The following is a 26,418-nucleotide window of genomic DNA, read 5'->3' on the forward strand; positions in this document are numbered from 1 at the left end:
ATACTTTTATGCGATGTATATGAAGATTCTTTAGTGAATCTGAAGATCATCAAGGACCCGGTCCATGGCTATATCGAGGTGGAGGATTTCGCGCTCCGGCTGCTCGACTCCCCCGTGCTGCAGCGCCTCCGCTACATCAGGCAGCTCGGTTTTTCCTACTTCGTGTATCCGGGCGCCAACCACACGCGGTTCGAGCACTCCCTTGGCACCATGTTCCTTGCTGATGTCGCGTGCCGCAGGTTCCAGCTCCCCGATGACGAGCGCACACTTGTTGTCGCCGCGGCTCTTCTCCATGATATCGGCCACGGGCCGTTCTCCCATGCGAGCGAGCCCTTAATGGACAAGTACCTGCACCGCACCCATGACGAGATTGACCCGGTTGTTGAGGACTGCGCAGGTGACCTGCTCATTGCGGCCGGCGTAGACCCCGCGGAGCTCTGTGCGGTCGTGAAAGGGAAGCACCCCCTCTCCGGGATCATCCACGGTGATTTCGATGTGGACCGGATGGATTACCTGCTCCGGGACGCCTACTATACCGGCGCCCCGTACGGCACGGTCGATGCCCAGCGCCTGATCCGGCACCTGATTCGCTATCCCGACGGCACCGTGCTGGACGAGAACGGGGTGAATGCAGCCGAGTCCCTCCTGATCGCCCGGACGCTCATGCGCCCGACCGTCTATTTCCACCATGTCAGCAGGATTGGGGAGAGCATGTTCCAGCTCGCGGCGCTGGAGCACTTTGCTGAAGTAGAGGATGACGGGATACAGCAGTTCCTCAGGATGGACGATGCAGGCTGCATGTACGCGCTGCTGGCCTCGGAAAATGCGATCGCACGCGGGATTGCACGCCGCCTGTACGAGCGCCGGCTGTATAAGCGGGCCATCTATGTCGGCGGCGACCAGGTGAACAGCGTGGCATGGCAGGACGGGATCCCGCTGGCAGAGTCCCGGACAATCGCTGCACGGATTGCTGAAAATGCAGGCATACGGCCGGAGGAGGTGCTGGTGGATATCCCCCCGATTCCCGGCGAGATGACCCTTGGCGTCCGGGTGCAGAACCGGCATTCCGTGACGAGTTTTGAAGAGATCTCGCCCCGCATCCGCACACTCAATATGACGCGGCGCGAGCAGTGGCGTCTCGGTATTTATACGCTCCCGGAATACCGGGAGACGGTGGCCGATGCGGCATGCGAGGTCCTGCATATCAAAAAGCCGACCCGGCAGGACACGCTCTTTTAGCGCGGATAAAACGGTGTCCGGCCGAAACACCCCCCCGGACAGGCAGAATTCGCGCGGCACGCAAATAAAAAATAATATATTACCATCCCCCAACACTGACCCATATGCAATACAGTGTACTTTTAACCGTTGTGCTGGTTATTGCAGGCGTCCTGATCGCCGGGTGCACCCAGAGCCAGGGCACTGGTGCGACCCCTGCCCCTGCTCCTGTCGCCACGACTGCCGCGGCTGCCACGGCTGCCCCCCAGCCATCGTTCTCCCTCGGTGACCACTATCTCCAGAAGTCCTACACCTTCCAGAGCGAGAAGGACCGGTATACCGAACAGTTCCGGGTGGACAATGCCTCGTGGGGTATCGATATCAACGTCCTCCCGCTCAGCGACAACCTGCAGAACTGCTGGTTCCAGATGAACGTGACGAACATGGACACCAACAAGACCGATCCCTACGGGTGGCCATATAAAAACAGTTACGAGAAACACCAGCAGTTCCCGATGTACATCACCGGGCCGTATAAGATCGTTATGACCGGCACCCTGGTCAAGGTGGATGTCACCGCAGCAAAGCGGAACCCATGATAACGGAGAAGTAACGTATGTCTGACGATGTAATTGTAATAATCTGCGGGGTCATCGTTATCGTTGCTGCCATCGCGGTTGCGGTGTGGAAGCTCCGTGGCGCGGAGCGCCGGGTGCATGAGAGTACCCATAAGCTGAAAGTCTATACGGACCTCCTCAACGCGATCACCGAGCTGAACCTGGCCGGTGGAGACCCGTACAAGATGGACATCGCGAAGAAGAACCTTGCGATGACCCTCAACCGCCTCAACCTCGTGGGAAGCACCGGGGTCCTCCGGAGCACAAACGACCTGCTGGACTTCTTAAACGAGCACAAGGACAAGGACTACGACACCCTCCGGCTCCACAACATCCTCAACACGCTCGTAATCGAGGCGCGCCGGGACCTGAACCCCTCGCACGCAAAGAAGATCGAGGAGGCGCAGGTCCGGTACCGTTTCTTTGCGCCGCCAAAAAAATAAAAAACCTGCCATAGCCGGGCAGGTCCCGGCACAAACTCTTTTTGCCACCAGTCAGACATTGGTACCACACGAGAGCGCGAGGCTACCATGAAAAAGGAGTACGTAATCGGCGTGACCGGGGCAAGCGGGGTCATTTATGCCCGCCGCCTGCTCGAGGTCCTGTGCAGAGATGCGACCGTTCACCTTATCGTCACGGACATTGCGCAGCAGATCGCGGCCCACGAGCGGGTCTCGTTTGAAGGGTTTCCCGCAACGTATCACGGGATCGACGATATCGCGGCACCCATTGCCAGCGGCTCGCATCGGTCCGACGGCATGGTGGTGATCCCGTGCAGCCAGAAGACACTCGCCGCCATCGCGAACGGGTATTCCGACAACCTGATCACGCGGACCGCCGATGTCTGCCTCAAGGAGCACCGGAAGTGCATCCTCGTCACCCGCGAGACCCCGCTCTCGAAAATTCATCTGAAGAACATGCTCGCCGCCGAAGACGCCGGGGCAACGATCATGCCTGCGTGCCCGGCGTTCTATCATAAACCGGAGACGATCGATGATCTCGTGGACATGGTCGTGGCCCGCGTGCTCGACCACCTCGGGGTGGAACACAACCTTACGAAGCGCTGGGAGGGCTACGATGCGTGAGTTCATAGAAAAAATGCGGGAAAAGGGTCTCGTGATCGATGTCGAGGAACAGATCTCGGCGGACATGGAAGCTCCGAAGATGGCGGCCGGTACCGACAAGCTCCTCTTCTTCCACAGGATCGGGAGCTCCCGTGCGGTGATGAACCTCACGGCAAGCCGGGCCGCCCTCTCCATAGCACTCGGGATGGACGAGCCGGAGATCGTGCCGACACTGGCCGACGCAAGCTATGCGGGGAAGGTTGTAACGGATGGCAACCTTGCGATGAAGAAGCCAGAGCTTTCACGCATCCCGATCATGCGCCACTTCCCGAAGGACGCAGGAAAGTACATCACCTCCGGGATCGTCTTCTCGCGCTATGACGGCGTCGAGAACGCTTCGATCCACCGGATGCTCGTGCTTGACGACCACTGGGTCGCGGCCCGGCTCGTGGAAGGCCGGCACACCCACGTGATGCTCGGGAAGGCGCTTGCCAAAGGAGAGAAACTCCCGATCGCTGTCACGATCGGGACGCACCCGGCAGTGACCTTCGCGAGCTGCACCCGGGTCCCGACCGGCATGGAACTTGGGTTTGCCGCGGAACTGATGGGGGGGGAGATCCGGGTGAACCGGTGCAGTAACGGAGTCCTTGTTCCCGATGCGGAGATCGTGCTGGAAGGGTTCATCGGGTCCGACGTGACGGACGAGGGGCCGTTTGTCGACATCACCGGCACCTACGACCCGGTCCGGCGCCAGCCGGTGATCGAGTTCACCGGCATGCACACAAAGAAGGACTTCATCTACCACGGGATCCTGCCCGGCGGGGACGAGCACAAGGTGCTGATGGGCTGTCCCTACGAGCCGAAGATCTACAAGGCAGTGGCCGGTGTGACACAGGTAAAAAATGTCGTGCTCACGAAGGGCGGCTGCGGCTATCTCCACGCGGTGATCCAGATCAAAAAGAGCACGCAGGGCGACGGGAAGAACGCGATCATGGCCGCGTTTGCCGCCCACACCTCGCTCAAGCATGTCGTGGTCGTGGACGAGGACATCGATCCCACAGACCCCCACGACGTCGAATATGCGATCGCGACACGGGTGAGCGGCGACCGGGACGTGATGGTGATCACCGGTGTCCGCGGGTCTTCCTTGGACCCGTGCCAGCTCGAGGACGGCACGAATGTCAAGGTCGGGGTTGACGCGACGATGGTACTCGGGCGCGAGGCGGATTTCTCGCGTGCCACGTGGTGAAGCGATGGAGCTCGACAGGGACGAGGAACGGATACTTGCCGGTGAGCGTGGCGAGACCCGGCAGAAGATGCTCGAGCTCCTCGTCGCGCTTGGCAAGGTCTTCGGCGCCGAACGGCTCGTCCCCATCAAAAGTGCACAGGTGAGCGGGGCGTCCTACAAGACGATCGGCGAGTACGGCCTCCAGTGGCTCTCCTCGCTCGACGCAAAGGCCGTGGTCCCGGCGGTGCTGAACCCAATCGGCATGCCCCGCGGGCGTTGGCAGGAGATGGGCGTGGATCCGGACTTCGCGCAGAAGCAGCAGGCCGTCGTCGCCGCCTACGAGCGTCTCGGCATCGGCATCGAGTGCACCTGCACGCCCTACTACCTCCGTGAAACGGACTTCGGCGACCACCTGGCATGGTCGGAGTCCTCCGCGGTCAGCTACGCGAACTCGGTGATCGGGGCCCGCACCAACCGCGAAGGCGGGCCCGGCGCCCTTGCCGCTGCGCTCGTGGGAAAGACGCCCTGCTACGGCCTCCACCTGGAACAGAACCGCAAACCGCAGCTCGTTATCGATGTTAAAGCGGATACGAAAAACTGGAGCATCGCAGACTACGGGGCACTCGGTTACCATGCCGGCAAGCTGGCGGGCAACCGGATCCCGTACATCACCGGCATCCGTCCGGACAAGGACCAGCTCAAGGGGCTCGGGGCGGCGATGGCAGCAACCGGTGCTGTAGCCCTTTACCACGTCGCGGGTATCACCCCCGAGGCCGTGAAAAGACCCTTCGACCTCACCGGCCTCGACACAATTGCCGTGGAATCTGCGGAGATCAGGAAGCTGTTCAAAGAGATCCCGGTCGATGCGGTCGCGGTCGGCTGCCCGCACTGCTCCCCTGCGGAGCTGGAGGAGATCGCCCGGCTCCTCATAGGGAAGGTCGTCAGCATGCCGTTCTATATCTTTGCTTCGCAGGGCGTTATCGACAATAACCTGCGAACCGTGGATGCGATCGAGAAGAGCGGGGCCCGGGTCTTTGCCGATACCTGCATGGTGGTCTCGCCCGTGATGGAGCAGTATGAGGCAATCATGGTGAATTCCGGCAAGGCGCTCGCGTACGTGCCGGACATGTGCGCTGCGGTCGCCCGGATCGGGACGATCGAGGAGTGCGTGCGGGTGGGGACGGAGTAGGATCTCCGGCCTCCGGGAGCGTTATGAAATTCCGGGGAAAATCTTTGGGATTTCAAATTTTTTCCGGAAAAATTTCACTCCAGTTTTTTTTGAAAATTTTTTCAAAGAATTTCCGGAAAATTTTCCCGGGATTTTTTTACGATTTCCTGCCCGGTTCGCAAGACCCTACCAAATAAGTTCCCGGCTCCCGGAAATCCGGATCCCCAAAACAGGCCTCCGGTTTAATAACGTCCTGAATCCCGATCCGGATTCTGTTTCGGCGCCCAAATGCTGCTAAATACCGTCATGGTTCTGCCGACGTAAAATAGTCGGTCCGGAGCCGAATTACCGTGGCATTTTCCGAAATTACCGCTTCCCGGGAGGTCCATACCTGCCCAAGGGCAGGAAGTCTCCGACGGAGAACGGGAACCTGAAAAGAGTATCTCTTCCGGCATCCAATTTTTACCCACTCTCCGACGGTGAAAAGGGGTTTATATACCCTTTCGGATGGCTCTAACTCCCAGAGGCCGGTACCGGATCGCCCCCCCTCTTGCGCCACCAGTCAGTCGAAGAGCCTGAAGGCTCTTCTCCTGTCTCATCTCTGATGAGATTCGACACCCCGTGGGGGGACGTGGCGCATTGTGATGCCTCCGTATTACCTGTGCAGAAAATTTCTCCACATTTTTGTACAGGTAATACAGCGCTATCACAATGGGGGGACCTCAGCGGCGGGCCGGAGCCGAAGGCGGAGCCCCTGGAGCGTCAGAATTTATTGAATAATTTCTTCAGAGCCCGGAAAATTTTGTCATCGAAAAATCCAGAAAATTTTTTGGAAAATTTCAAACCCGCCCGGAAAAATCTCAAAAAATAGTTCCGGCCGCGCTCCGGAAAAAAAAAGATGATGCTCACTTCACCGCAAGCAGGATCTTCCTGATCTCTGCCACCGCATCCGGCGCCGGGTTCCGCCCCGGCATAACTCCTTCCCCGTACGAAAGGATCTGCCGGACATCGCCCGCCTTGGTATTCGCAAACGGGATCTTGTCCCAGATCCCCTGGTCGATCGTGTTCCACGTGCACTGGAGCAGGTGCGTGAGGATGCTGACATCCGCTTCGGAGAACGACTTCCACTCTGCACCGATACCCTGCTGCATCAGTTTCATCGCACGCTCGACCGTCTTTCCACGATGGACATGGTACAGGCGCCTTCCTATCTCTGCCTGAGTTACATCCGGCATACGTGTTCCTCCCGCCCCATGATGGGGATGATGAGTGAGTCCCGCTGTGCAATCATATACTTTGCGGCCTCTGCACGGACTGCGGAATCAGCGCCGCGCACGTATTATATAGTGTCATGGATTGGGTAAAAGTACATGGCCGGTGAGGGAAAGTGCTATAACTCGGGACAGTATAATTCCGATTGATTGCGAATATGACCCGCACCGATGAAGAGGAACTGGGCAGGAGGCGGTTCCAGCTCCAGAGGGAGCAGGCCGTTGAAGCTGCGGTGGAGAAGATACGGCACGCCCCGGCTGCCGGATGGCCCTCCTTTTGCAATGCAGACTACACCCTCCTCCGGGAAATTCTCGGCGAGCTCTGGATCAACCTTAAGCGTGAGAAGTGGGAAGAGTACTCGTTCTCCACGCTCACCTGCCAGGACATACAGGACCTCATCGCCCTCGGTAAGAGGGCCAAGGGCCATGTGATTACTGACGTCGTGTTCGACGAGATGGACGCGATCCTCTCGCATTCCCGGCACAGTTCTCCTCCCTTGTGACCGTCCCGCAAGCATACGTGGTGGAAGCCTGCTTCCGGTCATAACCACCGCAATACCTTAATATAGCAGCACTCTGTTAGGTTCTATCATTAAGAGGTAATGACATGGTTGGTTGGGAAGTTCCTATCGGGGCTGCGCTCGCATTCTCCTTAGGTGCGATTGGCACCGGGTGGGCGCAGTCCCGCATCGGCGCAGCAGGCGCGGGTGCGATTGCTGAAAAGCCGGAGACTGCAGGTTCGATCATCATCTTAGAAGCGATCCCCGAGACGCTGGTCATCCTCGGTTTTGTCGTCGCCGCGATGATCATCCTGATGGTGAAGTGACACAGGTGGCAAATAGGCTGCCCGTGAGAGCACTGCGTTCCCCAGACAGAATCCTTCTTTCCCCTCCCGGACCGGGAACACCGGGAGCCACAAGGCAGCAGGACCGCTTCGCTTGAGAGGAAATGCAAGACGGTGATATCGTGGCCTATGAAAATCTCTTGAAATCCGTCGAGGAGAGTGCACAGGAACGGGAGCGGGAGCTCCGGGAAAAGGCAAAAAAGCTGGCCGGGGAGATCCGGGCGGAGGCGAAGAAGAAGGCAGAGGAGATCCAGGCGATCTCCATAAAAGAAGCAGAAAAATCCGCCTCTATCGAGCGGAACAAGCAGATGTACCTCACGAAGGGGGATATCAAGGAGAAAGCTCTCAGGAGCCGGGAGAACATTTTTCTGGCCGCTTTTGACAACGCCTGGACGCAGTTGTCCCGGCTCCGGCAGGACAAAAAATACCCGGCCATATTCGAACGGCTTGCCCGGGAGGCGACCGGCGCGATGGGGGCGACCCCGTTCCTTGTCCACGTCGACAAGCGGGACCTCGATCTCTGCACAAAAACACTGGCGGCAATGGGCATCCGGTGCGAGATCCTCACCGATATCGAATGTGCGGGAGGTCTCGTGGCCAGTTCTCCGGATGGCCTCATCACGATCTCCAATACGATTGAGTCCCGGCTCGAACGGATAAAGGAGCACAAGAGACTCGAGATCTACGCCATATTGTCCGGTGGCTGACATGGACTGGGGATACATCAATGCCCGGATGCGGGGGATGAAGAGCCGGCTCTTGGATCACCACACGCTCGACAACCTGATCCTCCAGCCTGATCTCGACTCACTGATCAGCGAGCTTGAGAAGACTGCTTACCGCGAGGACCTTATCGAGGCGCGGGGCAGGTACTCCGGCATGCCCGCAATCGAGCACGCCCTCCGGAATAACTTCGTCCGGACCTTCCATAATGTCCTTAATTTTTCAAAGGAGAGGGAAGCAAGACTCTTCATCAGCATCTTCCTCCACCGCTGGGATGTCCAGAATATCAAGACGATCCTCCGCGGGAAGAACATCCATGTGACCAACGAGGAGATCCTTGACTGTCTGATACCTGCCGGTGAGCTGGACGAGGTGACCCTGACCGAGCTCGTCCGGCAGCAGGACCCAAAGGCAGTGATCGACCTGCTTGCTACGTGGGAAATCTCGTATGCGCGGCCACTTACGACGGCATTCCCGGACTTCGCAAAGACCGGGGACCTCGGCATGCTCGAGTGTGCGCTCGACCGGTATTATTACGAGGATGCACTCCTCGCGGTAAAAACCAGCTCCCCCAACAACGTGATGATCCGTGATATTGTCTCTCTCGAGATCGATGTGGTAAACATCAAGACAATCCTGCGGATGATCCGGGACCATGTCGAGCCGGAAGAGGCAAAAAAGTTCCTGCTTGACGGGGGACTGGAGGTTGACTCTGCGATGATCGACCGTCTCCTTTCCCTCCATACGATCGACGACGCCCTTGCCACGCTCGCGACCACGTGGTACCTCACGCGATACTCCAAGCGGTACCGCTTCCTCTCCAGCACACCCGAGACTGCCCTGAAGGCCCAGAAGATCTCCGTCATCGAAAAACAGCTGGAGCGGTACCTGGTCCAGCAGGGAGTCAGATCGTTCATGGGCGACCCTTTAAGCGTCGCCTCGCTCATCGGATACTTCTGGGCAAAGTACAACGAGATCACCAATATCCGGGTCATCTCGCGGTGCAAGACCGCGGATTTCCCCGTCGAGAACCTCAGGGAGGAACTCGTGTATGTATAAGTTTGTCATCGTCACGGACAGCGACCGGGCATCGGGGTTCCGGCTCGCCGGGGCGGAGGTCTACGAGGCAAAGGACGTGGCGGAGGCAAGGACCGTGATCCCTCCCCTGCTCCACAAGGATGATATCGGCATCGTGGCGGTGAACGAGGAGTACATGCTCTCTCTCGATGAGAAACTGATGGACCGGATCGAGAAGATGCACCGCCCGCTCATCATCCCGATCCCCTCGAAATCGAGGGAGGTGGACCGGCGGACATATATCGAGCGCCTCCTCAGGAAGGCGATCGGGTACAACATCGTGCTGAAGAGGTGAAGGTATGATAACGGGAACAATCTCAAGGATTTCAGGGCCTGTCATTATGGCCCGGGGCATGAAGGGGTCCAAGATGTATGACGTGGTGAAAGTCGGGACCGAGGCGCTCCGCGGCGAAATCATCCGGCTTGAGGGCGACGAGGCGGTGATCCAGGTGTACGAGGACACCACCGGGCTCACGCTGGGCGAGAACGTGGAGAACACAGAGACCCCCCTCTCCGTTGAGCTGGGCCCCGGCCTCCTCGCCTCCATCTATGATGGCGTCCAGCGCCCGCTGCCGGTCCTTCTTGCACTGAGCGGCGACTTCATCGGCCGCGGCATCACTGCACCCGGGATCGACCGGTCGAAGAGATGGGATTTTGTCCCTGTGGCAAAGATCGGTGACGAGCTCGGGTCCGGCGATGTGATCGGGACCGTGAAGGAGTTCCAGTTCGAGCACCGGGTCCTCGTCCCCCCGAAAGTGTCCGGGAAGGTCACGGAGATCCAGGCGGGGTCGTTCACGGTCGAGGATATTGTCTGCGTGCTTGACAATAAGGTCCGGCTCCCGATGTTGCAGCGCTGGCCGGTCCGGATCCCGCGCCCCCATAAGAAGAAACTCGACCCGGTCCTGCCGCTGATCACGGGGCAGCGGGTCTTTGACTGCATGTTCCCGGTAGCAAAAGGCGGGACGGCGATGATCCCGGGCGGCTTCGGGACAGGAAAGACCGTCTCGGAGCAGACGCTTGCCAAGTGGTCGGATACCCAGATCGTGGTCTATATCGGGTGCGGGGAGCGGGGCAACGAGATGACGGACGTGCTCGCGGAATTCCCCGAGCTTATCGACCCCCGGACGAAACTCCCCCTGATCGAGCGGACGATCCTGATCGCGAACACCTCGAACATGCCGGTCGCTGCCCGAGAGGCCTCGATCTACACCGGGATCACGATCGCGGAATACTTCCGGGACATGGGATACGATGTTGCGCTGATGGCGGACTCGACCTCCCGCTGGGGCGAGGCGCTGCGCGAGGTCTCCGGCAGGCTCGAGGAGATGCCGGGCGAAGAGGGCTATCCCGCCTACCTCGCGACCCGGCTCTCGGCATTCTATGAACGGGCCGGCCGGGTCGTCTGTCTCGGTGCCGGCGAACGGACCGGCTCGATCACGGTCGTGGGGGCGGTCTCGCCGCCCGGCGGGGACTTCTCGGAGCCGATCACCCAGAACACGCTGCGGGTAGTGGGTACGTTCTGGGCCCTTGACACGAACCTTGCCTACCGCCGGCATTTTCCCTCGGTGAACTGGATCAAGAGCTACTCGCTCTACCTCGACAGCATCACGGAATGGTATGACAAAAACATGGCGCGCGACTGGCGGGAACTCCGGGAGAAGGCGATGTACCTGCTCCAGAAGGAAGTCGAGCTCCAGGAGATCGTCCAGCTGGTGGGCCCGGATGCATTGCCCGACAGCGAGAAGGTGATCCTCGATGTGACGCGGATGATCCGCGAGGACTTCCTCCAGCAGAGCGCCTACAGCGACACGGACTCCTTCTGTCCTATCGATAAGCAGTACCTGATGCTCAAGGTGATCATGACGTATTACGAGCAGGGGAACCTCGCGATGAACCGGGGTGTCAGCCTGCGGCAGATCCAGGCGCTCCCGCTGAAGGCGACGATCGGGCGGATGAAGGATGTGGGAGAGGTGGATGTTATCCGGGGCATGATCGACGAGATCGGTGAGAAGATCACCGGACTGGAGGTGGAGAAATGAAGCAGGCACCGCTGCTGACAAAAGAGTACCGGACGATCGACTACGTCTCCGGCCCGCTGATCTTCGTCAACGGGGTCCTCGGGGCATCGTTTGGGGAGATGGTGAAGATCACCCTCCGGGACCGAGAGGTGCGGACCGGGCAGGTACTCGACATCTCGGAAGACCATGCGGTCGTCCAGGTCTTCGAGGGCACCCGGGGGATCGACCTCGTGGGCACAACGGTCCGGTTCATCGGGGAACCGGCACGGATCAACGTCTCGATGGATATGCTGGGCCGCATCTTTTCCGGCGTTGGGACGGCGCGGGACGGCGGCCCCGATATCATCCCGGAGGCAGTGCTTGACATTGCCGGGACGCCGATCAACCCGTCCGCCCGGGACAAGCCCGCGGACTTCATCCAGACCGGTATGTCGGCAATCGATGGCCTCAACACGCTCGTGCGGGGCCAGAAGCTGCCGATCTTCTCCGGTTCGGGCCTGCCGGCGAGCAAGCTCGCCGCCCAGATCGCCCGGCAGGCAAAGGTACGGGGTGAGGGGGAGCAGTTCGCCGTGGTCTTCGTCGCGATGGGCATCACCCATAAGGAGGCCTCGTTCTTCATGCGGGACTTCGAGCGGACGGGAGCGCTCGACCGGGTGGTCTTCTTCATGAACCTGGCCGACGACCCGACGGTCGAGCGGCTGGCGGCGCCGCGGTGCGGCCTCACGGTTGCGGAGTTCCTTGCCTTCACCCATAATCTCCACGTTCTCGTGATCTTAACGGATATGATCAATTACTGCGAGGCGCTCCGCGAGATCTCGACTGCCCGCGAGGAAGTGCCCGGCCGGCGAGGATATCCCGGGTACATGTACACTGACCTTGCCTCCATCTACGAGCGGGCCGGGAGGCTGAAAGGCCGGACCGGCTCGATCACCCAGATCCCGATCCTGACGATGCCGGACGACGATATCACCCACCCGGTACCCGACCTGACCGGCTATATTACCGAAGGCCAGATCGTCCTCTCGCGGGACATCTTCCGGCGCGGTGCGGACCCGCCGGTCGATGCCCTGCCCTGCCTCTCCCGGCTCATGAACCTCGGCATCGGCCCGGGCAAGACCCGGGAGGATCACCGCGGCGTGGCGGACCAGCTCTACGCCAGTTACGCCTATGGGCGCGACCTCAGGCGGCTCGTTGCGATTGTCGGGGAGGAGGCACTCACGGACCTCGACCGGAAGTACCTGAAGTTCGCGGACGGGTTCGAGCGGCAGTTCATCACACAGGGTGACGAAGACCGTTCTATCGAGACCACGCTCTCCATTGCCTGGGATCTGTTCTCCACCCTGCCGGTAGACGAACTCAAGCGGATCAAGCGGGAGCACATCAAAAAATACCACCCGGCGGCGAAGGAGGCCGCAGAAAAGACTGCAGGGAGTTGAACGGCCATGGAGCAGGTCAAGCCCACGCGGATGGAGCTGATGAAGAAGAAGGCCCAGATCAAGCTCGCGGAGCAGGGCCGCGACCTCCTGCGGGAGAAGATGGACGCGCTCATCCAGGAATTCTTCAAGATCTTAAGCAGCGTCTCGGACTCCCGCGACGAGCTGGAGCAGATCTCCCGGGCAGCGGACCAGGCGCTGATGATCGCGGAAGGCGTTGACGACCCGGTCACGCTGAAGTCTGCCTCGTTTGCTACCCGGCGGTCGATCATGGTGGGTATCACCGGCAAGAATATCATGGGCGTCCCGGTCCCGGTGATCGAGAAGAAACGCGTCTCGAAGAGCATGCTCGAGCGGGGGTACGGGATCATCTCCACGAGCGCCCGGATCGACGAGACTGCGGAGCGGTATGAGGTGGAGCTGGACCTCTTGATCAGGCTGGCCGAAACCGAGACAGCGATGCGGCGGCTGGGGTCCGAGATCCAGATGAACCGCCGGAGGGTCAACGCTCTCGAACAGATCCTCATCCCGGAACTCAAGAGCCAGGCGAAGTACATCAAGAACGCGATCGAGGAGCGGGAGCGGGAGGACCTGTTCCGGCTCAAGAAGGTCAAGAGTATCCTGGAGCGGAAGAAAAAGCTGGCGAAGATGAAGAAGATGAGTGCGTCGAAGTGAAGTGAACACGTGAAGGCAGGATGTGGGACCAGATGCCAGCCCGAATTTCATCTGGAATCGCATAACATAAATTTTTTCAAGGTAAGTGAGTAGCGCAAAACCCGACGGGCGTTTTGCGCGTAAGGCATCGTTTTTATAATGTGGTCTCTGGAGGTCAATAAGTGGGATCACAATAGCTTTACTATCCTCCTTAGCGCACCACACTAATCATTAAACTGCACCACATCCCACTTTCTAGCTGCACCAAGCTCAAGCCTGCACACAACGCTTATTCAATCATGAAGATCTGTTTAACTTTTTTCAAGCAACCATACGATCGCGATCAAAAATTTTCAATCGACCCACTGATCACGTTTAAAATTTTTCAATCGCGATCATTTTCGCGATCTGAAGCCCGAAAAATCTCCACAGGAAATGAAGCTATATCAGATGTAAGAGGCAGCTGGATTTCCGGTTTTATCGCGTTTAAAATTTTTCAAACGACCCATGTGATCGCATTTGAAAAATGAATATCGCGATCGCAGGCACGTTGCGATCCGGACTAAATTTGATTAAAACTTCCTGTAAAACAGGTTTTGCAGATCATGGCCATGTGCACCAGCGGAGCTGAAAAAACCTTGACACTGCTCTATAGGATCCTGTGATGGTCAAAAAAGGTATTTCGGGAAGATTGACGGTTTCTTCACTGACTTGGCTCCTTCGTCTCTGCCTCTTTCTTGAACGGCTTGTACGCCACGCCCCCTCCCTCGTAGAACTTCGAGAAGAACTCCACGATATGGAGACGCATCGCGTGGATTGAGGGGGAAAACATCGCGAGCACGATATTGAGCGCGTGCAGCAGGATGGCGACGATGATGCCGATGATGGCAAACTGGAATGCCCCGCCAAGCCGGTTTGCCACCATGGCGAGGATGACCGAGGCCATGCCGATTGCCATCAGACGGGCGTACGACAGGATGTTGCCGACCGTGCTCATCACCTCGATCGTGCCGAAGACCCCCGCCCCCATCAGGATGAGGGGCAGGGCGATGACGATGAGAATGACCACCGGGTAAATCGCGACATCCGGCAACACACCGGCAAGCATCGCCATAAGGATGACGAGTGCGCAAATCATCATCAGCATGCCGCACTTTTCACACATGTGTTTCCTGCTCTTCATGATTATCGCGTTCCGGAGGCCGATGAGAAGGCCTAAGGACACATGGATGACCCCGAGCGAGATGGCAAAGATGAGCATCGGGATCATCGCGTCCACGCGGTTCCAGGTTATCCCGAGAAATTGTATAGGGTGGAGCCAGCCCATGGACTCTCCCAGGTCACCGAAGAATTCCCCGAACAGGTACCCGAATATGATCGCCGGGATCGATGAGATGATGAGAATATCGGCAAGGCTCTTCGCAAACGCGACGGCCTGAAACCGGTGCCGGATCACAAACGCAAACGCAAGGATGACGATCCCGTATCCGATGTCGCCGACCATCATCCCGAAGAAGAGCGGGAAGAAGATCGCAAGGACCGGGGACGGGTCGACTTCGCGGTACCGCGGCGGGGCAACGAGCTGCATGATGAGCTCGAAGGGTTTCACCCAGAAGGGGTTGTCATAAAAGACCGGTGCCTTCTCCATGTCCTTCTCCGTCACCGGGAGTTCGCAGATGACCACGCGGTCATTAAAAGTCTCGTGCAGGGCCCGCTTGGTCTTCTTGAGGAACTTTTTCGGGATCCATCCCATGATGACAAACGTATAATCCGAGAGCCCGAAGTTCCGGTACGCGCCGAGTTCCCCGAGGATGTTCTCGAGCTGCTTTTTGAGGACAACAAGTTCCTGGTACCAGGTGTTCGAGAGCGTAAGCAGATCCGCATCGGTACGGGCGATCTCGTCCAGCGCATGCATCCTGCTCATTTCGAGAAGGGTGTACATCTCGTAGAAAGGCCTGCCGATGTATTCCTTCGGGAGCCTCACCTCGTTCACGTTCACGGAATAGATGAAGGAGTGGATCTCCTCGGAATACTTCTTGGGAAAGACCATAATGGCAGCGAGGGTCTCGGCATCGACTGTTGTTGCGGTCATCTCGAACCGGTTGCCGGTGATCGTGTCCAGCTCTTTTTTGATCAGCTCGAGGACGTCACGGTGCTCCTCCTGGATGAGGAGGATCGTGACCTCGAATCCCTCCAGTACCGGCAGTTCCTTCTCGACCGGCTGGATGATATCAAGCACCTTTTTGTACCGGTTCAGCGCCGTGATCGAGAGGGAGAGTTCGCTCTTCTTTGCAGCCAGCTCCCGGGTCGTTGTCTCAAGGGTATGAATGATCTCCTGGGCTCGTGCGACGAGTTCAGCGTGGGTCTTTTTTTCGAGAGAAGCCCGGATTAGCGCCTGGATTGCCGTATCATCTGCGATGACGGGGAGGGTGGTGAAGATCGCGCTGATCTTGTTAAGGACCGCCTCTGCCTTCTCTGCATCTTCCAGTCTGACACTGCCTAGGCAGATCTCGGCCCGCGAAATAAGCTCCGGCGCGTTCTCAAGATGGACGGTGCCCGCCCGGTACAGGAGGTCGACTGCCCGGCTCAGCTCATCTTTTGGCCCGATCACCTGGATCCGTTTCATCTTCTGGAGCATATGACTCCTTACCGGGCGTTCCCGGTTTCATTCCATGGTCACGTACCTGACGATCCGCTCCGCAGCGGCAGGAAGGTTCTGCTCTCCCCGCACCGTTGCGGTCTCTCTCTCCCGTTCAGCCGCTTTTTTCAGTGCTTCGATCTCGATCTCGGTCTTCCCCCGCTCCTTCCAGTACACCTGTTCGGCGGTCGTCTTCCCCGCCGTATCTGCCGTGCAGAGCAGGTCTTCCGCCTCGGTCCGTGCAGCGGCCACGGACGCTTCCGTCTCCGCCCGGACAGCATCAACCTTCAGGGAAAGATCGTGCTCCTTGTCCCGTATCTGCTGCAGGAGTGTTTTCTCCGTATCCATTTTGTCTCCCCCTCCTTACAGTCCGTGCTTCCGTTTCATGACTGAGGTCACCCCGCACTGGGGTTTCTGGCACGGTCCCGGAGCATCCGTATCCGGCGGATTGCTCGCGATGATCCCTTTTGCCCTCAGTGCTGCATCCTCTATCCGCTTCCGGCAATTCCCGATTGCCGTATTCTGCAGTACACTGATTGTCTTCATGAGGTCCTGTGCCATCCACCCACACGCCCCTTAAGAGATGATCAATTGCCTATACCATCGATGTTGGATATATACTTTCTTACCCCGGGGCATGAAGGCGGTGATAAAAGGAATCCATTAATCTTCCGGGCGTCCACATTTCCGGCAGGAACCGGCTGCAGAACACCTGCCGGGCGTTTGAGGAGGCTGGATATGGACGTGCTTGCAAACTTCGGTCTGATCATCATCTTCGCGCTTGTCCTCATCCTCCCGTTCCGGGTAAAATGTGTCGAGCACAACCTTGAGGTCTTCCTGTTTGCCTGCGGCGTTGCCTCCCTGACGATTGCCGGGTTCATGACTATCCCCGGCGAGCAGACCGGCTGGAGCCTTGCCATTGTCACCGAAGCGCTGCTTTCACCCCTGAACATCGCGAGCTTTTTTGGTATCCCCATCGGGATCGTCCAGATCGTCCTCCTCGTCGGGCTCCTGCTTCATGTTTTTTACCACCGGCTGCAGGCAGCGATCGTCAGTATGGTCGGCCGTTTCTCCCTGCAATGGATGGTCTTTGCACTCATTGTCATCCTGGGGTTTGTCTCCAGCATCATCTCCGCGATCCTCGCCGCAATCATCCTTGTCGAGATTGTCAATGCCCTTCCCGTGGTGAGGAAAGCCAAAGTGGAGATCGCGGTGGTCGCGTGCTTCTCGATAGGCCTCGGGGCCGGGCTGACCCCGCTGGGCGAACCACTGAGTACCATTGTCATCTCCAAGTTGTCCGGAGTACCCTATCATGCGGGATTCACGTACCTCTTTGAAAAGCTGGGATGGTATATCCTCCCGACTATCGTCGTCCTCGGGTTTGTCGGGGTCTTTCTCTTCTCGCAGAGCCATACCGGGAACGAGCATCTCGAATGCCTTGTCGAGCGGGAGACGGTCCCGGAGATCCTGGTCCGGGCCGGCAAGGTGTACCTGTTCATCATGGCGCTCGTCTTCCTCGGCGAGGGGTTCAAGCCGCTCATCCTCGAGTATGTCATTATGATCCCGTCTGCCGGGCTGTACTGGATCAACATCGTCTCTGCCGTGCTCGACAACGCGACCCTTGCCGCCGCGGAGATCAGTCCCGCCCTGTCGTCCCAGCAGATCACGAGCGCCCTCATGGGACTGTTGATCGCCGGTGGGATGCTCATCCCCGGCAACATCCCCAACATCATTGCGGCCTGCAAGCTCGGGATCAGCAGCAGTGAATGGGCACGGGTCGGCATCCCGCTCGGGATGGCGCTGATGCTCTCGTTGTTTGTCATCATCTTTGTCCCCGGCTGGCTGGGGATTGGGTAACCGGTACTTGGCGACCGGAAAATGGAAACAACCATGTGGGTGCAGTACCCAGATCAGTGTTACCTATGATACGAACTGGTGGGAATCAGGTCATGGATAAGGAGATTGCGCAGCAGATCGCGGCACTGGCTGACCCGGCGATCGACGTACGGCACGACGCGATCGCGGTACTGCGTGGGATTGGCACACCAGCAATCGTCCACCTGATCCAAGCACTCGCGGAAGCGCAGGACAATGACCATCGCTGGTATACTGCCGTGGCACTCTCCCAGATCGGGGAAGCAACGATCGTCCCGTTGATCGATGCGATGAAGGGTAATAACGGCCGGGAGTTCCGGCGTTACGCTGCCGCAGCGCTCGGGGAGATCGGCAGCCCGGCAGTTGAGCCCCTGATCATGGCGATGGGAAGCGATGACCGTGAACTCCGGGGTTTCCTCTCACAGGCGCTCTGCCGGATCGGCGCACCGGCTGTCGAATCCCTCCGGCAGCGGCTCGATGACGCGGACGAGATCATCCGGTCCTGTGCCACCCTGACGCTCTGGCAGATGGGTGAGACCGGTCTGCCGGTGATCGTGGAGCATGCCGGGAAAGATGAGTGAGAAGGCATTTCTGCCTGCACTTTCTGGATTGAACACGTGTCCCGCGGGATGCATGCAGTATTTTTTTACCGGTCCGTTTTTTTTTAAAAATTAGGGAATGATTTGGAAGCCTATGAATTCGTACTGACATACTGAATGGTGTTCATTCGCTTCTTTCATGTGCTCCCTGTTTTTTCCTTGCCTTGAGCCACTCATCGAGACCTCCCACAACGGAGAGCACTGCCGGCATGATGAAGATCGCGCCGATCAACGAGAACGCGACCGCAATAAGGGTCGAGGTACCGAAGTTGCTGACGATCGGGAATGTCGCGAGGAGGAGTGCGGAGAACCCGAAGAAGGTGGCAAGACCCGAGACCGTGATGGCGCTGCCGATCTTCTGAACGCTCTCCTGGATGGCGGCAATGGGATCATGCAGCCGCTCCTCCTCCTCTGCGTATCTCTCCATGACAAGGATGGTGTATTCCGCGGCAACCCCGATTGTCATCGATCCCAGTGTCGCCGTGAGCGGGTTGTACGTGAGGCCAATGATATACATCATGACCGCGTTCCAGCCGACAACGAAGATGATCGGGATCATCGGAGAGATCGCGTGGAGGTGCCGGTACACGAGGAGCAGGAAGGCGCCGACGAAGATGAACCCGAGAAGGGTCATTGTATCCTTTGATTTAGACATGGCCCCTAAGAGTGTGGTATACAACTCGAAACTGCCGGCAGGTTGTACCGAGATCCCAACAGGTGGTTCAAGGAATGCAATATCATTGATCACCTGCTCTTTCAGGCTGTTCTGCTGGGTTATCGAAATTTCAGCGGTGCTGAACCGGATGATCCCGCTCATCGGGTCGCTGAGGTAGGATGTTCTTGTATCATCCGGTATTCTCGCCAGCACGGTGTCGAGTTCGGCCTGTGTCTCCGGCATCACGCCTCCATTATACTGGAGGATATACGTGACAATACTTGTCGCACCGGTCATTTCTGTATGGTGCGCCAGCTCATAGTCCTGGAAATCCTTCATCCACATTATCGTATCAAGATCCGTTACACGGGAGCCCTGGACCAGCAGGTCTGCGGTACTGGTTGCCCCGATGACGCGGGTGACCTTGTCGATGTTGATCTTGGCCGGCATATCTGAGGGGACAAACGAGTTCTCATCAGAACTGACCGGGATGGTCGGGTCGATCTGGAACCCGATGAGGGCGATAAGACCGGCCAGGAGCAGGACCGGTACCGGGTTCTTTGCAATCTTTACCGAGGTTTCCGTGAGGAACTGGCCATAAGAGAAGGAACTCTTCTTCCCGGTGCGGTTTTTCGGGTTATCGATGACGGTATCGCACGCATTCGTCCCCACGGCATAGCACTCTCCGGTCTGCTGCGGCTTGGGCTTGTAATTCACCAGGAGGGCGATGGTGGGCATGCCGATACAGGACACCCAGAAGCAGGTGTTGATGCCGATGATGGACACCACACCGAACGATTTGATCATCGGGACGGTCGAGACCATCATGGCCAGGAATCCCATGGATGTCGCCAGCATCGCGTACATGACCGCGGGGCCGGTACGGGTCACGGTCATGAAGACCGCATCATCAAGGGATCCCTTCCTCGCTTCCTCGTCGAACCGGGCGTGGAACTGGATCGCGTAATCGATCCCCAGACCGATCAGGACCGGGAAGGCCCCGATCACCGCCATGTTCAGATTGATACCGGCCAGGCCCATCAGGCCAAGGGAGGTGATAAGACCGATCCCCACGAGCAGGACAGGCATGAACCGGTGGCGGACATAGGCAAAGAGGATCCCCATTGTGATGATCATCAGGATCATGGCACCGCCAATGAGGATGCCCATGTTGCTTGAAAGTCCGGTCCTCATCTGCTGGGTAAATGCCGGGGAGCCGGACATTTCGACTGTGACTCCCGGAGGTGCGTTGGAATTGTCGATAATCGATGCTACGTTGTTCAGGGTGGAGGTCTGGACATTATCGGACAGTCCCGGAGTGATCTGCATTTGAACGAGGGTCAGCACGTTGGAAGGATAGACTAGGGAGCGGGTGCTCTCGGGAATCGTATTGACAATGCGCAGCGTGTCAGCCTGCGTTGTGGGCAGTGTCCCTCCATTGTATGCCTTCAGGACATCAGTGATGCTCTGTACGCTCTTGATATTCTGCTGCTGCCGCAGATCTGTTTCGAGATTATCGATATACGCAAGGACATCCGGGCTCAGCGGGTTCCCGGCTTCGACAATGAGGATAATCGTACTTGACTGGTAGTCATCATTATATTTTGACTCGAGCGTGCCGGCGGGGGAGTCCTTGAAAACATAGGTCTCCCATCCCGTCTGCATGGAAAGCATGGTCATGCCATAGAGACCGATGCAGAAGATGACGAGAACCAAGCCGGCAACCAGTTTCGGCCTCTTGATGATCGTCTTCGCGATGCCTTCAAAGAGTTCCTTAATCATTCGCCTCTCCCCGGTTCTGCCCGTTCTCTGTAAGGTACCTGTAACAGGTCATGGTAATCTGAAGTCTGAGTCCACGCATCGGAGTCATGGCGTCTCACTGCAGTTTTTTTCTGCGCTGGTATGCCAGCAGCACGATGCCCGCGGCGATCACCACAAGGATGATCGCGGCAACGACCGTGCCGAGCGGAAGTCCTGCGACAGTCCCTGTTTTTGCCGGAAGAATCTGCAGATTCACGGTTATCGTGTCCGACTCCTGGCTGTTGCCAAGAGCATCGCGGAACCGGATCTTGCTGTCGTATGAATACTCCCCGGGCTCCGCTGTCCCGTCCACCTGTACGGTATACTGTGCAGTTTCGGATTCCCCTGGCTTGAGATCCCCGAGGTATGCTATGTTGTCATCGATGGTGACAAGGCCGTGGGGGTTAATCCGTGACTGGGCGTCGTATACGGTTGAATTCCCGTTGTTCCGGTACTGGACCGCGATTGTGCTCTCTGATCCGGCTGCAATCGCCGGCTCCGGTGAGATGATGGTGAAACTGGTCTTTGCACTTACCGGGATACCGATGGTCTCTGTGTCTGATGTGACGATCGCTCCCTCACGGTTTGTATAGGATACAAGGACATCAACAGGATAGGTCTGGTTCGTCGCCTCTGTCGATGCAGAAATTTTGAACTTGCATTCGACGACACCGCCGCTCGGGAAGTCCCCGATATAGACTGTACTATCGGTCGGTATGATCGCACTGCTCCCGCTCCGGACAATCTTCACGGTCGCCTTGGTACCGTCTTCAGGGCCGATATTCTGGACTTTCAAGTGGAGGTACCCTTCGGTTCCCACACTCATCGGGTCCGGGACCGCTTCAAGGACCGCGATCTTCACTACGGGTTTGATATGGATGGTGAGAGGAAGCGTGTCGTTGGCTGCGGTATACGTGTACTCAAATACATCCGCTTTTTCCTGCCGGATTACCCGGGGATATTCATACCCGATGGCAAGCGGCAGCTGATATTCGCCGGTGGTTGCATTCGTGGAGATCTTTGCATTGAATGTTACCGTGACCCCGGCCCCGCTGGAAGGGATCGTACCGACCATCTGCGGATCGGTCTTGATGACGATGGCATCGCTCCCGGACATGAGCCCGATGGTGACAAATTTTGCCGTGGTGGGAAGGTCTTCCGCATCGATCGTGCCCAAGTCAAGCTGTTTCATGGTATCGACACCGGAGTTCTTCACGAGGACGCTGATGGTGGCATCTTCGCCCGGCACAAACTCGTTGACCCCGATCACGCTGGCGGAGAAAGACGGGGAGCCCCCGAGGTACTTCGTTGCCGCGGAGACCGGTGCAACAATGGCAGCACTACAGACACAGAGAAAGATCATCGCGAGCACTGCGCCGGTATACCCGGAAAAACTGGTGGAGGTCATAAAAAATCCACCTTACTGGGACTTTTTCCTGCGGTAGAAGAAATACCCGATAGCAATGACGAGTACGGCAACTACTGCAGCAAGCGCTGGGTTTTCAGTCAGTTGGGCAATGATGCTTTTACCGGCAACAACGTTCACGTTCAGTTTCATCGTGTCCGAGATCACGGTATTGTCAAGGGCATCCCGGTAGCGGATCTCGCTATCGATACCATATTGTTTCACTGTTGCTGCACTATCCGTTGAGACCAGGAATGACGCTTCTTTCGTCTCCCCGGGTGCGAGATCTCCGAGGAATGCCGAGTCATCATTGCTGGTGAAGGGATCGACCATGCTGACACGGGCCTGGGCCTGGTATGCGGTTGCGCCGCCGGTGTTTTTGAATTTTGCCGTGATCACTTTCTTCTGGCCTGCCGTGACGGTCTGCGGGTCCGAGACGATCTCAAAATCTATTTTTCCCCCGACCGGGACACCGATCGTTTCGATGTCGGAGGTAACCATATCCCCGTCATGGTTTTCGTATTTTACATAGACATCAAGGGGATAACTCTGGGCTTCTGCACCGGAATTGACTGAAGTCTTGAAGATACAGGTCGCAGTCCCATTGGACGGGAAATCACCGACATAGGCACTGCCTTCCGTGGGTATGACCGGGCTCCCATCATTCCGTGCAATGGTTACAACGGCCTTCTTTGCATCCTCGTGACCGACATTCTGCACTTCCATGGTGATGTACCCTTCCGTGCCGGCATTCAGATCCCTGACCTGTGCAGAAAGAACGTTGATCCTGACGTCCGACTTAATTTTTACGGGAATCTGGAGGGTCTCGTTCATGGTTTTGTAGGTGTATTGGATCGTGTCAGTTCCATACTGATCGGCGGTATACATGTAGGTATAATTCAACAGGACCGGGAGGCTGTAGGTACCCGCAGGAGCATCTGATGGGATCTTAACCGTAAATTTTGCGGTTGATGTGCCGCTTGCCTTGAGGTCACCGAGCATCTGGGGATCGGACTTCACAATGAGCGGAGAGTTGCCTGCATCAAGGGTCACGGTGAGGAATTTTGCGGTATTCGGGAGGTCATCCGAATCAACGATGCCCGATTTTACAAATTTGAACTGGTTTACTCCGGTGTTCTGGATGACAACCGCGAGCTGTACTTCGTTGCCCGGAGAGAGCTCATTGCTACCGGCTATCACCGCGGAAAGCTCAGGACTTCCGGCCATATATTGGGATCCGGCACTTACGGGTGATACTGCAATAAATGTTATCGCGATCCCGGTCAGGATCAGGAGCGCGAAGACATTGCGGCTCCGGTACCCCGTGTTTCCACGAAAACCGGATAGCCTGTTCTCGGAAATTGTAATTTTTTCACGAACGGTCATAACTATCTCACGCTATATTGCAAATGTATCACTAATGTTAGAAGTTATAGTATTAAAATACTTTTCTTATGGGTTATACATATTGATGATAAAGAGTAGAGACCATTCCGGGAGAAAAAGTGCAGGAGTAAAGACTGGTGATTCAGTGCAAGAGCTCCTGAAGTGCGTCGATACGCTCGCGCAGATTCTTCTCCCGCTCCGCAAAGTCGGTGATGTCCGACATGGTGATATATGTGTTGGTAATATCCCCGTGACGGGCAGCAGTGACTTTTCCCTGGATTAATCGCAGTGTGCCATCTTTACGCCGCATCCAGACTTTGAATTCTCCGGGGGTCTCTGAGTCCGGCTGTACGTTTTTAACGATCTCTTCGATCCTGCCTTTTTCTGAAATGGGTATCATGCCCGGGGCTGAGATTGTCGACATGTCTTCAACAATGAGAGTTCCATGGATCCCCTTTGTGGCCATCTCCTCGGATGAATATCCCGAAATCTCGTTGATACGACGGTTCGTGAACACGACCTTCTCATTTTCAACGATGATAAGGCCGTCCTGGATGTTCTCTGCCATCATCCGGAACCGCTGCTCGCTCTCACGCACCCTGGCTTCCTGGTTTTTGAGTTCTGTAATATCGGTAAATATAATGAAACTGTAGAGAGTATCGCTGTGCCGCACTGTGCTGATACGGCCATAAATGAAACGCCGCGTCCCGTCTTTCCTGATGATCCACATCAGGAGGTCACCGGGTTTGTCGGGGTGTGTCTCGATATCCCGGATCCGTTGCGCTACCTCATCATAGCATTCCGGTGCGATAAGATTGAGAGGTTTCATTGCCCAGATTTCTTCGAAGGAATACCCGGCGATTTCAGTGATGCGGCTGTTGGCATACACATTTTTACCATTTTCCATGATAATAAGACCGTCACGGATATTCTCGGCCATCATCCGGAACCGCTCCTCACTCTCCCGGATTTCCCGCTCGGCAAGAATATGTTCCGTGACATCCTCAAGGATCAGCGTGATACCTTTCCTGCCATCTTCAAAGACCGTAGAGACGCATTTCTGGTGGAAGATTCTTTCCCCTTTATCTTTGACATGGAAGGTGACGGTGGTCTCGCGATCTCCCATATCGGCTCTAATCGTATCGAGAAGTTCATGAACATCCACCTCAGGTGATCGCAGGTAGGTAATATTTTTTCCCACCGTATCCTCACGCGAGAGCTGCAGGAGGCTTAAAAAATTTCCATTGATATCGACGATCCGGGATTCATTGTCCAGCACCATGATCAGATCTTTTGAATAACTGAGCATAGCCGACAGCGGAACGCGCTGCGAAAGGGTGTACACCTTTGCCATGCCATAGGTCCGCATGTCGACCTGTCCTGAGATGAGCAAGATGTCGAGATATCTCCCGATCGTGTTCTTGTTCTTTTTCAGCGCTTTTGAGATATCGGTTACACTCATCCCGTTCGGGTTCTTCTTGAGGAGATCCCGTATTACGGTGAGTTCCTGCTGGTAGTCCTGCATCATGATGGTGTCAAACCGGGTAACGCGACCTTCCTAAGAACTATTGTATGCAAGATTTATAATTGTTGTTAATCACCAAAGTGTATTGTTTATTCAGTGATATTTTTAAATATTATTATCACCCAACTAACTACTGTAGTGTATGTAACATGGTATGTTACAGCTCTATCTTAAAATGTGCTAGATAATCAGGAGTTTAAAGTATGGTAACAATGGACATAGTTTCCCGTGGATTAGTAAATGTAGTGGCAGTACTTCCTGCCATTATCGGAGCACTTGTTGTTCTTATTATTGGCTGGGTTGTAGGACGTCTGCTCGGAAAAGCAGTCCGTATCGTTATTGACAAGGCAATGACCACAGCAACCGCAACCAAGGCAATCGGCGAATCGGACTTGGGCAAAACCGTTACGAAAGCCCCAGTCTCGTTCGGTTATATAGGAGATATTACTGTACGATGCATTGTCTACCTGATCGCCATTCTTGCTGCAGTCGATCTCCTCAATCTGGACTATCTCAGCGCGTTCATGACCAAAGTCATTGAGTATATCCCCCATGTCGTCGCATTCATTGTTATCCTCGTTGTGGGTATCATCCTTGTCGATTTCTTCATCGACTTCTTCCAGAGCTACAAAAGTTCCAGCATTGAACTGCTCAACCCGGTGCTCCTGCTGGTCCGCCTGTTCCTGTACTTCGTTGTCGTCATGCTGGCGCTCTCGCAGCTGCTGTTGGACCTGACCATTATCTACACGATCATTACACCGATATTCTGGGGTATTGGTATTGGGCTTGGCGCCTCGATCGCGATCGTTGTCTGGTTCGGCATGAAGAACCGGAGCGAGGAGATCATGAACAAAGTGATGGAAGTGATTTCGAAATAACCGATATCGTGCCCCCGGTTGTACCAAGGTGAAATCCGGTTGATATTCGGCACCATGTTAAGAACCGGTGCAGCACCCCTCAATAATCAATCCCTCTCTTTTTCCCATGACGAAACCTGCAGACTGGTCTGGCAACATTCATCATGACAGCCCACGCAATAATTTGCTGAACCATGATCTCTCTGCCAGCAGGTCTCTGTTGAAGGGGTCCGTGAAATGGTCCTGCAACCAGATCCACGATGAAGGTTGCGCTAACGGAATATCCGGATTGCAATGGGGACAAACCTCACGAAAGGAAACCTGGTGTTGTCAGATGTTCATGAACGAATATGTAAACTGGAG

The 26,418-nt window shown here is 56.6% G+C and carries 25 protein-coding genes; 17 read left to right on the forward strand and 8 right to left on the reverse strand.

The genetic code is table 11. From position 1 onward, the window contains the following. The first annotated feature begins 33 nt into the window (after positions 1–33). The 6 genes from ABSG49_RS01560 to ABSG49_RS01585 all read left to right on the forward strand — a co-directional run bounded on the left by ABSG49_RS01560 (position 34) and on the right by ABSG49_RS01585 (position 5,316). The gene (locus tag ABSG49_RS01560) at positions 34–1,239 is read left to right on the forward strand and encodes an HD domain-containing protein (RefSeq protein ID WP_424024338.1); all 1,206 of its coding nucleotides are present in this window, start codon (positions 34–36) and stop codon (positions 1,237–1,239) included. Between the two features lie 104 nt (positions 1,240–1,343). Beyond that, positions 1,344–1,817: a hypothetical protein gene (locus tag ABSG49_RS01565; protein ID WP_424024339.1), complete on the forward strand. Its 474-nt coding sequence runs from the start codon at positions 1,344–1,346 to the stop codon at positions 1,815–1,817. A 17-nt stretch (positions 1,818–1,834) separates the two neighbouring features. Further along, entirely contained in the window at positions 1,835–2,278 is a 444-nt protein-coding gene (locus tag ABSG49_RS01570; RefSeq protein WP_424024340.1) for a hypothetical protein, read from the forward strand. 57 nt (positions 2,279–2,335) lie between these two features. Beyond that, positions 2,336–2,920 (forward strand): UbiX family flavin prenyltransferase, encoded by a 585-nt coding sequence (locus tag ABSG49_RS01575; protein ID WP_490356188.1) that lies wholly within the window; start codon positions 2,336–2,338, stop codon positions 2,918–2,920. Next, the gene (locus tag ABSG49_RS01580) at positions 2,913–4,148 is read left to right on the forward strand and encodes a UbiD family decarboxylase (RefSeq protein ID WP_424024342.1); all 1,236 of its coding nucleotides are present in this window, start codon (positions 2,913–2,915) and stop codon (positions 4,146–4,148) included. The genes ABSG49_RS01575 and ABSG49_RS01580 overlap by 8 nt, the downstream gene beginning before the upstream one ends. A gap of 4 nt (positions 4,149–4,152) precedes the next feature. Continuing rightward, complete coding sequence (locus tag ABSG49_RS01585) at positions 4,153–5,316, forward strand: aconitase X (protein WP_424024343.1); 1,164 nt, start codon at positions 4,153–4,155, stop codon at positions 5,314–5,316. 884 nt (positions 5,317–6,200) lie between these two features. Here the strand turns inward: ABSG49_RS01585 and ABSG49_RS01590 are convergent. Continuing rightward, positions 6,201–6,530, reverse strand: coding sequence for a hypothetical protein (locus tag ABSG49_RS01590; RefSeq protein WP_424024344.1), 330 nt, complete (start codon positions 6,528–6,530; stop codon positions 6,201–6,203). Between the two features lie 194 nt (positions 6,531–6,724). Between ABSG49_RS01590 and ABSG49_RS01595 the strand changes: the two genes are divergently transcribed. From ABSG49_RS01595 to ABSG49_RS01630, 8 genes are all read left to right on the forward strand, one after another. Next, positions 6,725–7,069, forward strand: a complete 345-nt coding sequence (locus tag ABSG49_RS01595; protein ID WP_424024345.1) for a hypothetical protein — start codon at positions 6,725–6,727, stop codon at positions 7,067–7,069. Between the two features lie 104 nt (positions 7,070–7,173). Further along, a complete protein-coding gene (locus tag ABSG49_RS01600) occupies positions 7,174–7,392 on the forward strand; it encodes an ATPase (RefSeq protein WP_424024346.1) in 219 nt (72 codons plus the stop codon). Between the two features lie 122 nt (positions 7,393–7,514). Further along, positions 7,515–8,117: a V-type ATP synthase subunit E gene (locus ABSG49_RS01605; RefSeq protein WP_424024347.1), complete on the forward strand. Its 603-nt coding sequence runs from the start codon at positions 7,515–7,517 to the stop codon at positions 8,115–8,117. A 1-nt stretch (position 8,118) separates the two neighbouring features. Then, a complete protein-coding gene (gene ahaC, locus ABSG49_RS01610; RefSeq protein WP_424024348.1) occupies positions 8,119–9,192 on the forward strand; it encodes an ATP synthase A1 subunit C in 1,074 nt (357 codons plus the stop codon). Then, on the forward strand, positions 9,185–9,505 hold the full coding sequence (locus ABSG49_RS01615; protein WP_424024349.1) for a V-type ATP synthase subunit F: 321 nt from the start codon (positions 9,185–9,187) through the stop codon (positions 9,503–9,505). Before ahaC ends, ABSG49_RS01615 begins: the two co-directional genes overlap by 8 nt. Positions 9,506–9,509: 4 nt before the next feature. Next, positions 9,510–11,249, forward strand: a complete 1,740-nt coding sequence (locus ABSG49_RS01620) for a V-type ATP synthase subunit A (RefSeq protein WP_424024350.1) — start codon at positions 9,510–9,512, stop codon at positions 11,247–11,249. Further along, positions 11,246–12,664: a V-type ATP synthase subunit B gene (locus ABSG49_RS01625; RefSeq protein ID WP_424024351.1), complete on the forward strand. Its 1,419-nt coding sequence runs from the start codon at positions 11,246–11,248 to the stop codon at positions 12,662–12,664. Before ABSG49_RS01620 ends, ABSG49_RS01625 begins: the two co-directional genes overlap by 4 nt. A 6-nt stretch (positions 12,665–12,670) precedes the next feature. Next, a complete protein-coding gene (locus ABSG49_RS01630; protein ID WP_424024352.1) occupies positions 12,671–13,336 on the forward strand; it encodes a V-type ATP synthase subunit D in 666 nt (221 codons plus the stop codon). A 682-nt stretch (positions 13,337–14,018) separates the two neighbouring features. Here the strand turns inward: ABSG49_RS01630 and ABSG49_RS01635 are convergent. The 3 genes from ABSG49_RS01635 to ABSG49_RS01645 are packed head-to-tail and all read right to left on the reverse strand — an operon-like array spanning position 14,019 to position 16,514. Then, entirely contained in the window at positions 14,019–15,953 is a 1,935-nt protein-coding gene (locus ABSG49_RS01635) for a V-type ATP synthase subunit I (RefSeq protein ID WP_424024353.1), read from the reverse strand. Between the two features lie 27 nt (positions 15,954–15,980). Then, positions 15,981–16,301, reverse strand: a complete 321-nt coding sequence (locus ABSG49_RS01640; protein ID WP_424024354.1) for a hypothetical protein — start codon at positions 16,299–16,301, stop codon at positions 15,981–15,983. 15 nt (positions 16,302–16,316) lie between these two features. Further along, positions 16,317–16,514: a hypothetical protein gene (locus tag ABSG49_RS01645; RefSeq protein ID WP_424024355.1), complete on the reverse strand. Its 198-nt coding sequence runs from the start codon at positions 16,512–16,514 to the stop codon at positions 16,317–16,319. A gap of 177 nt (positions 16,515–16,691) precedes the next feature. Between ABSG49_RS01645 and ABSG49_RS01650 the strand changes: the two genes are divergently transcribed. Beyond that, a complete protein-coding gene (locus tag ABSG49_RS01650) occupies positions 16,692–17,810 on the forward strand; it encodes a DUF1646 family protein (protein WP_424024356.1) in 1,119 nt (372 codons plus the stop codon). Positions 17,811–17,902: 92 nt separating this feature from the next. After that, entirely contained in the window at positions 17,903–18,409 is a 507-nt protein-coding gene (locus tag ABSG49_RS01655) for a HEAT repeat domain-containing protein (protein ID WP_424024357.1), read from the forward strand. A gap of 142 nt (positions 18,410–18,551) precedes the next feature. On the opposite strand, the gene ABSG49_RS01660 is transcribed toward ABSG49_RS01655, so the two are convergent. From ABSG49_RS01660 to ABSG49_RS01675, 4 genes are all read right to left on the reverse strand, one after another. Beyond that, on the reverse strand, positions 18,552–20,864 hold the full coding sequence (locus tag ABSG49_RS01660) for an efflux RND transporter permease subunit (RefSeq protein WP_424024358.1): 2,313 nt from the start codon (positions 20,862–20,864) through the stop codon (positions 18,552–18,554). A gap of 94 nt (positions 20,865–20,958) precedes the next feature. Continuing rightward, the gene (locus ABSG49_RS01665; protein WP_424024359.1) at positions 20,959–22,290 is read right to left on the reverse strand and encodes a COG1361 S-layer family protein; all 1,332 of its coding nucleotides are present in this window, start codon (positions 22,288–22,290) and stop codon (positions 20,959–20,961) included. 12 nt (positions 22,291–22,302) lie between these two features. Beyond that, positions 22,303–23,673 carry a COG1361 S-layer family protein gene (locus ABSG49_RS01670; protein ID WP_424024360.1) on the reverse strand — a complete coding sequence of 457 codons (1,371 nt, stop codon included), beginning with the start codon at positions 23,671–23,673 and terminating at the stop codon, positions 22,303–22,305. Positions 23,674–23,815: 142 nt separating this feature from the next. Next, positions 23,816–25,201: a PAS domain-containing protein gene (locus tag ABSG49_RS01675; protein WP_424024361.1), complete on the reverse strand. Its 1,386-nt coding sequence runs from the start codon at positions 25,199–25,201 to the stop codon at positions 23,816–23,818. Positions 25,202–25,401: 200 nt separating this feature from the next. Here ABSG49_RS01675 and ABSG49_RS01680 point away from each other — a divergent pair, with 200 nt between their 5' ends. Beyond that, complete coding sequence (locus ABSG49_RS01680) at positions 25,402–26,076, forward strand: mechanosensitive ion channel family protein (protein WP_424024362.1); 675 nt, start codon at positions 25,402–25,404, stop codon at positions 26,074–26,076. Positions 26,077–26,418: the final 342 nt, after the last annotated feature.

This window comes from Methanoregula sp., assembly GCF_049510175.1.
In the GTDB taxonomy this organism is placed as follows: Archaea; Halobacteriota; Methanomicrobia; order Methanomicrobiales; family Methanospirillaceae; genus Methanoregula.

Coding starts and splice junctions, on each gene's coding strand:
- ABSG49_RS01565 (WP_424024339.1), top strand. CDS start 1,344: ATGCAATACAGTGTACTTTTAACCGTTGTGCTGGTTATTGCAGGCGTC.
- ABSG49_RS01640 (WP_424024354.1), bottom strand. CDS start 16,301: ATGGATACGGAGAAAACACTCCTGCAGCAGATACGGGACAAGGAGCAC.
- ABSG49_RS01580 (WP_424024342.1), top strand. CDS start 2,913: ATGCGTGAGTTCATAGAAAAAATGCGGGAAAAGGGTCTCGTGATCGAT.
- ABSG49_RS01660 (WP_424024358.1), bottom strand. CDS start 20,864: ATGATTAAGGAACTCTTTGAAGGCATCGCGAAGACGATCATCAAGAGG.
- ABSG49_RS01655 (WP_424024357.1), top strand. CDS start 17,903: ATGGATAAGGAGATTGCGCAGCAGATCGCGGCACTGGCTGACCCGGCG.
- ABSG49_RS01625 (WP_424024351.1), top strand. CDS start 11,246: ATGAAGCAGGCACCGCTGCTGACAAAAGAGTACCGGACGATCGACTAC.
- ABSG49_RS01570 (WP_424024340.1), top strand. CDS start 1,835: ATGTCTGACGATGTAATTGTAATAATCTGCGGGGTCATCGTTATCGTT.
- ABSG49_RS01645 (WP_424024355.1), bottom strand. CDS start 16,514: ATGGCACAGGACCTCATGAAGACAATCAGTGTACTGCAGAATACGGCA.
- ABSG49_RS01585 (WP_424024343.1), top strand. CDS start 4,153: ATGGAGCTCGACAGGGACGAGGAACGGATACTTGCCGGTGAGCGTGGC.
- ABSG49_RS01680 (WP_424024362.1), top strand. CDS start 25,402: ATGGTAACAATGGACATAGTTTCCCGTGGATTAGTAAATGTAGTGGCA.
- ABSG49_RS01630 (WP_424024352.1), top strand. CDS start 12,671: ATGGAGCAGGTCAAGCCCACGCGGATGGAGCTGATGAAGAAGAAGGCC.
- ABSG49_RS01665 (WP_424024359.1), bottom strand. CDS start 22,290: ATGACCTCCACCAGTTTTTCCGGGTATACCGGCGCAGTGCTCGCGATG.
- ABSG49_RS01600 (WP_424024346.1), top strand. CDS start 7,174: ATGGTTGGTTGGGAAGTTCCTATCGGGGCTGCGCTCGCATTCTCCTTA.
- ABSG49_RS01595 (WP_424024345.1), top strand. CDS start 6,725: ATGACCCGCACCGATGAAGAGGAACTGGGCAGGAGGCGGTTCCAGCTC.
- ABSG49_RS01650 (WP_424024356.1), top strand. CDS start 16,692: ATGGACGTGCTTGCAAACTTCGGTCTGATCATCATCTTCGCGCTTGTC.
- ABSG49_RS01590 (WP_424024344.1), bottom strand. CDS start 6,530: ATGCCGGATGTAACTCAGGCAGAGATAGGAAGGCGCCTGTACCATGTC.
- ABSG49_RS01670 (WP_424024360.1), bottom strand. CDS start 23,673: ATGACCGTTCGTGAAAAAATTACAATTTCCGAGAACAGGCTATCCGGT.
- ABSG49_RS01675 (WP_424024361.1), bottom strand. CDS start 25,201: ATGATGCAGGACTACCAGCAGGAACTCACCGTAATACGGGATCTCCTC.
- ahaC (WP_424024348.1), top strand. CDS start 8,119: ATGGACTGGGGATACATCAATGCCCGGATGCGGGGGATGAAGAGCCGG.
- ABSG49_RS01615 (WP_424024349.1), top strand. CDS start 9,185: ATGTATAAGTTTGTCATCGTCACGGACAGCGACCGGGCATCGGGGTTC.
- ABSG49_RS01620 (WP_424024350.1), top strand. CDS start 9,510: ATGATAACGGGAACAATCTCAAGGATTTCAGGGCCTGTCATTATGGCC.
- ABSG49_RS01635 (WP_424024353.1), bottom strand. CDS start 15,953: ATGCTCCAGAAGATGAAACGGATCCAGGTGATCGGGCCAAAAGATGAG.
- ABSG49_RS01605 (WP_424024347.1), top strand. CDS start 7,515: ATGCAAGACGGTGATATCGTGGCCTATGAAAATCTCTTGAAATCCGTC.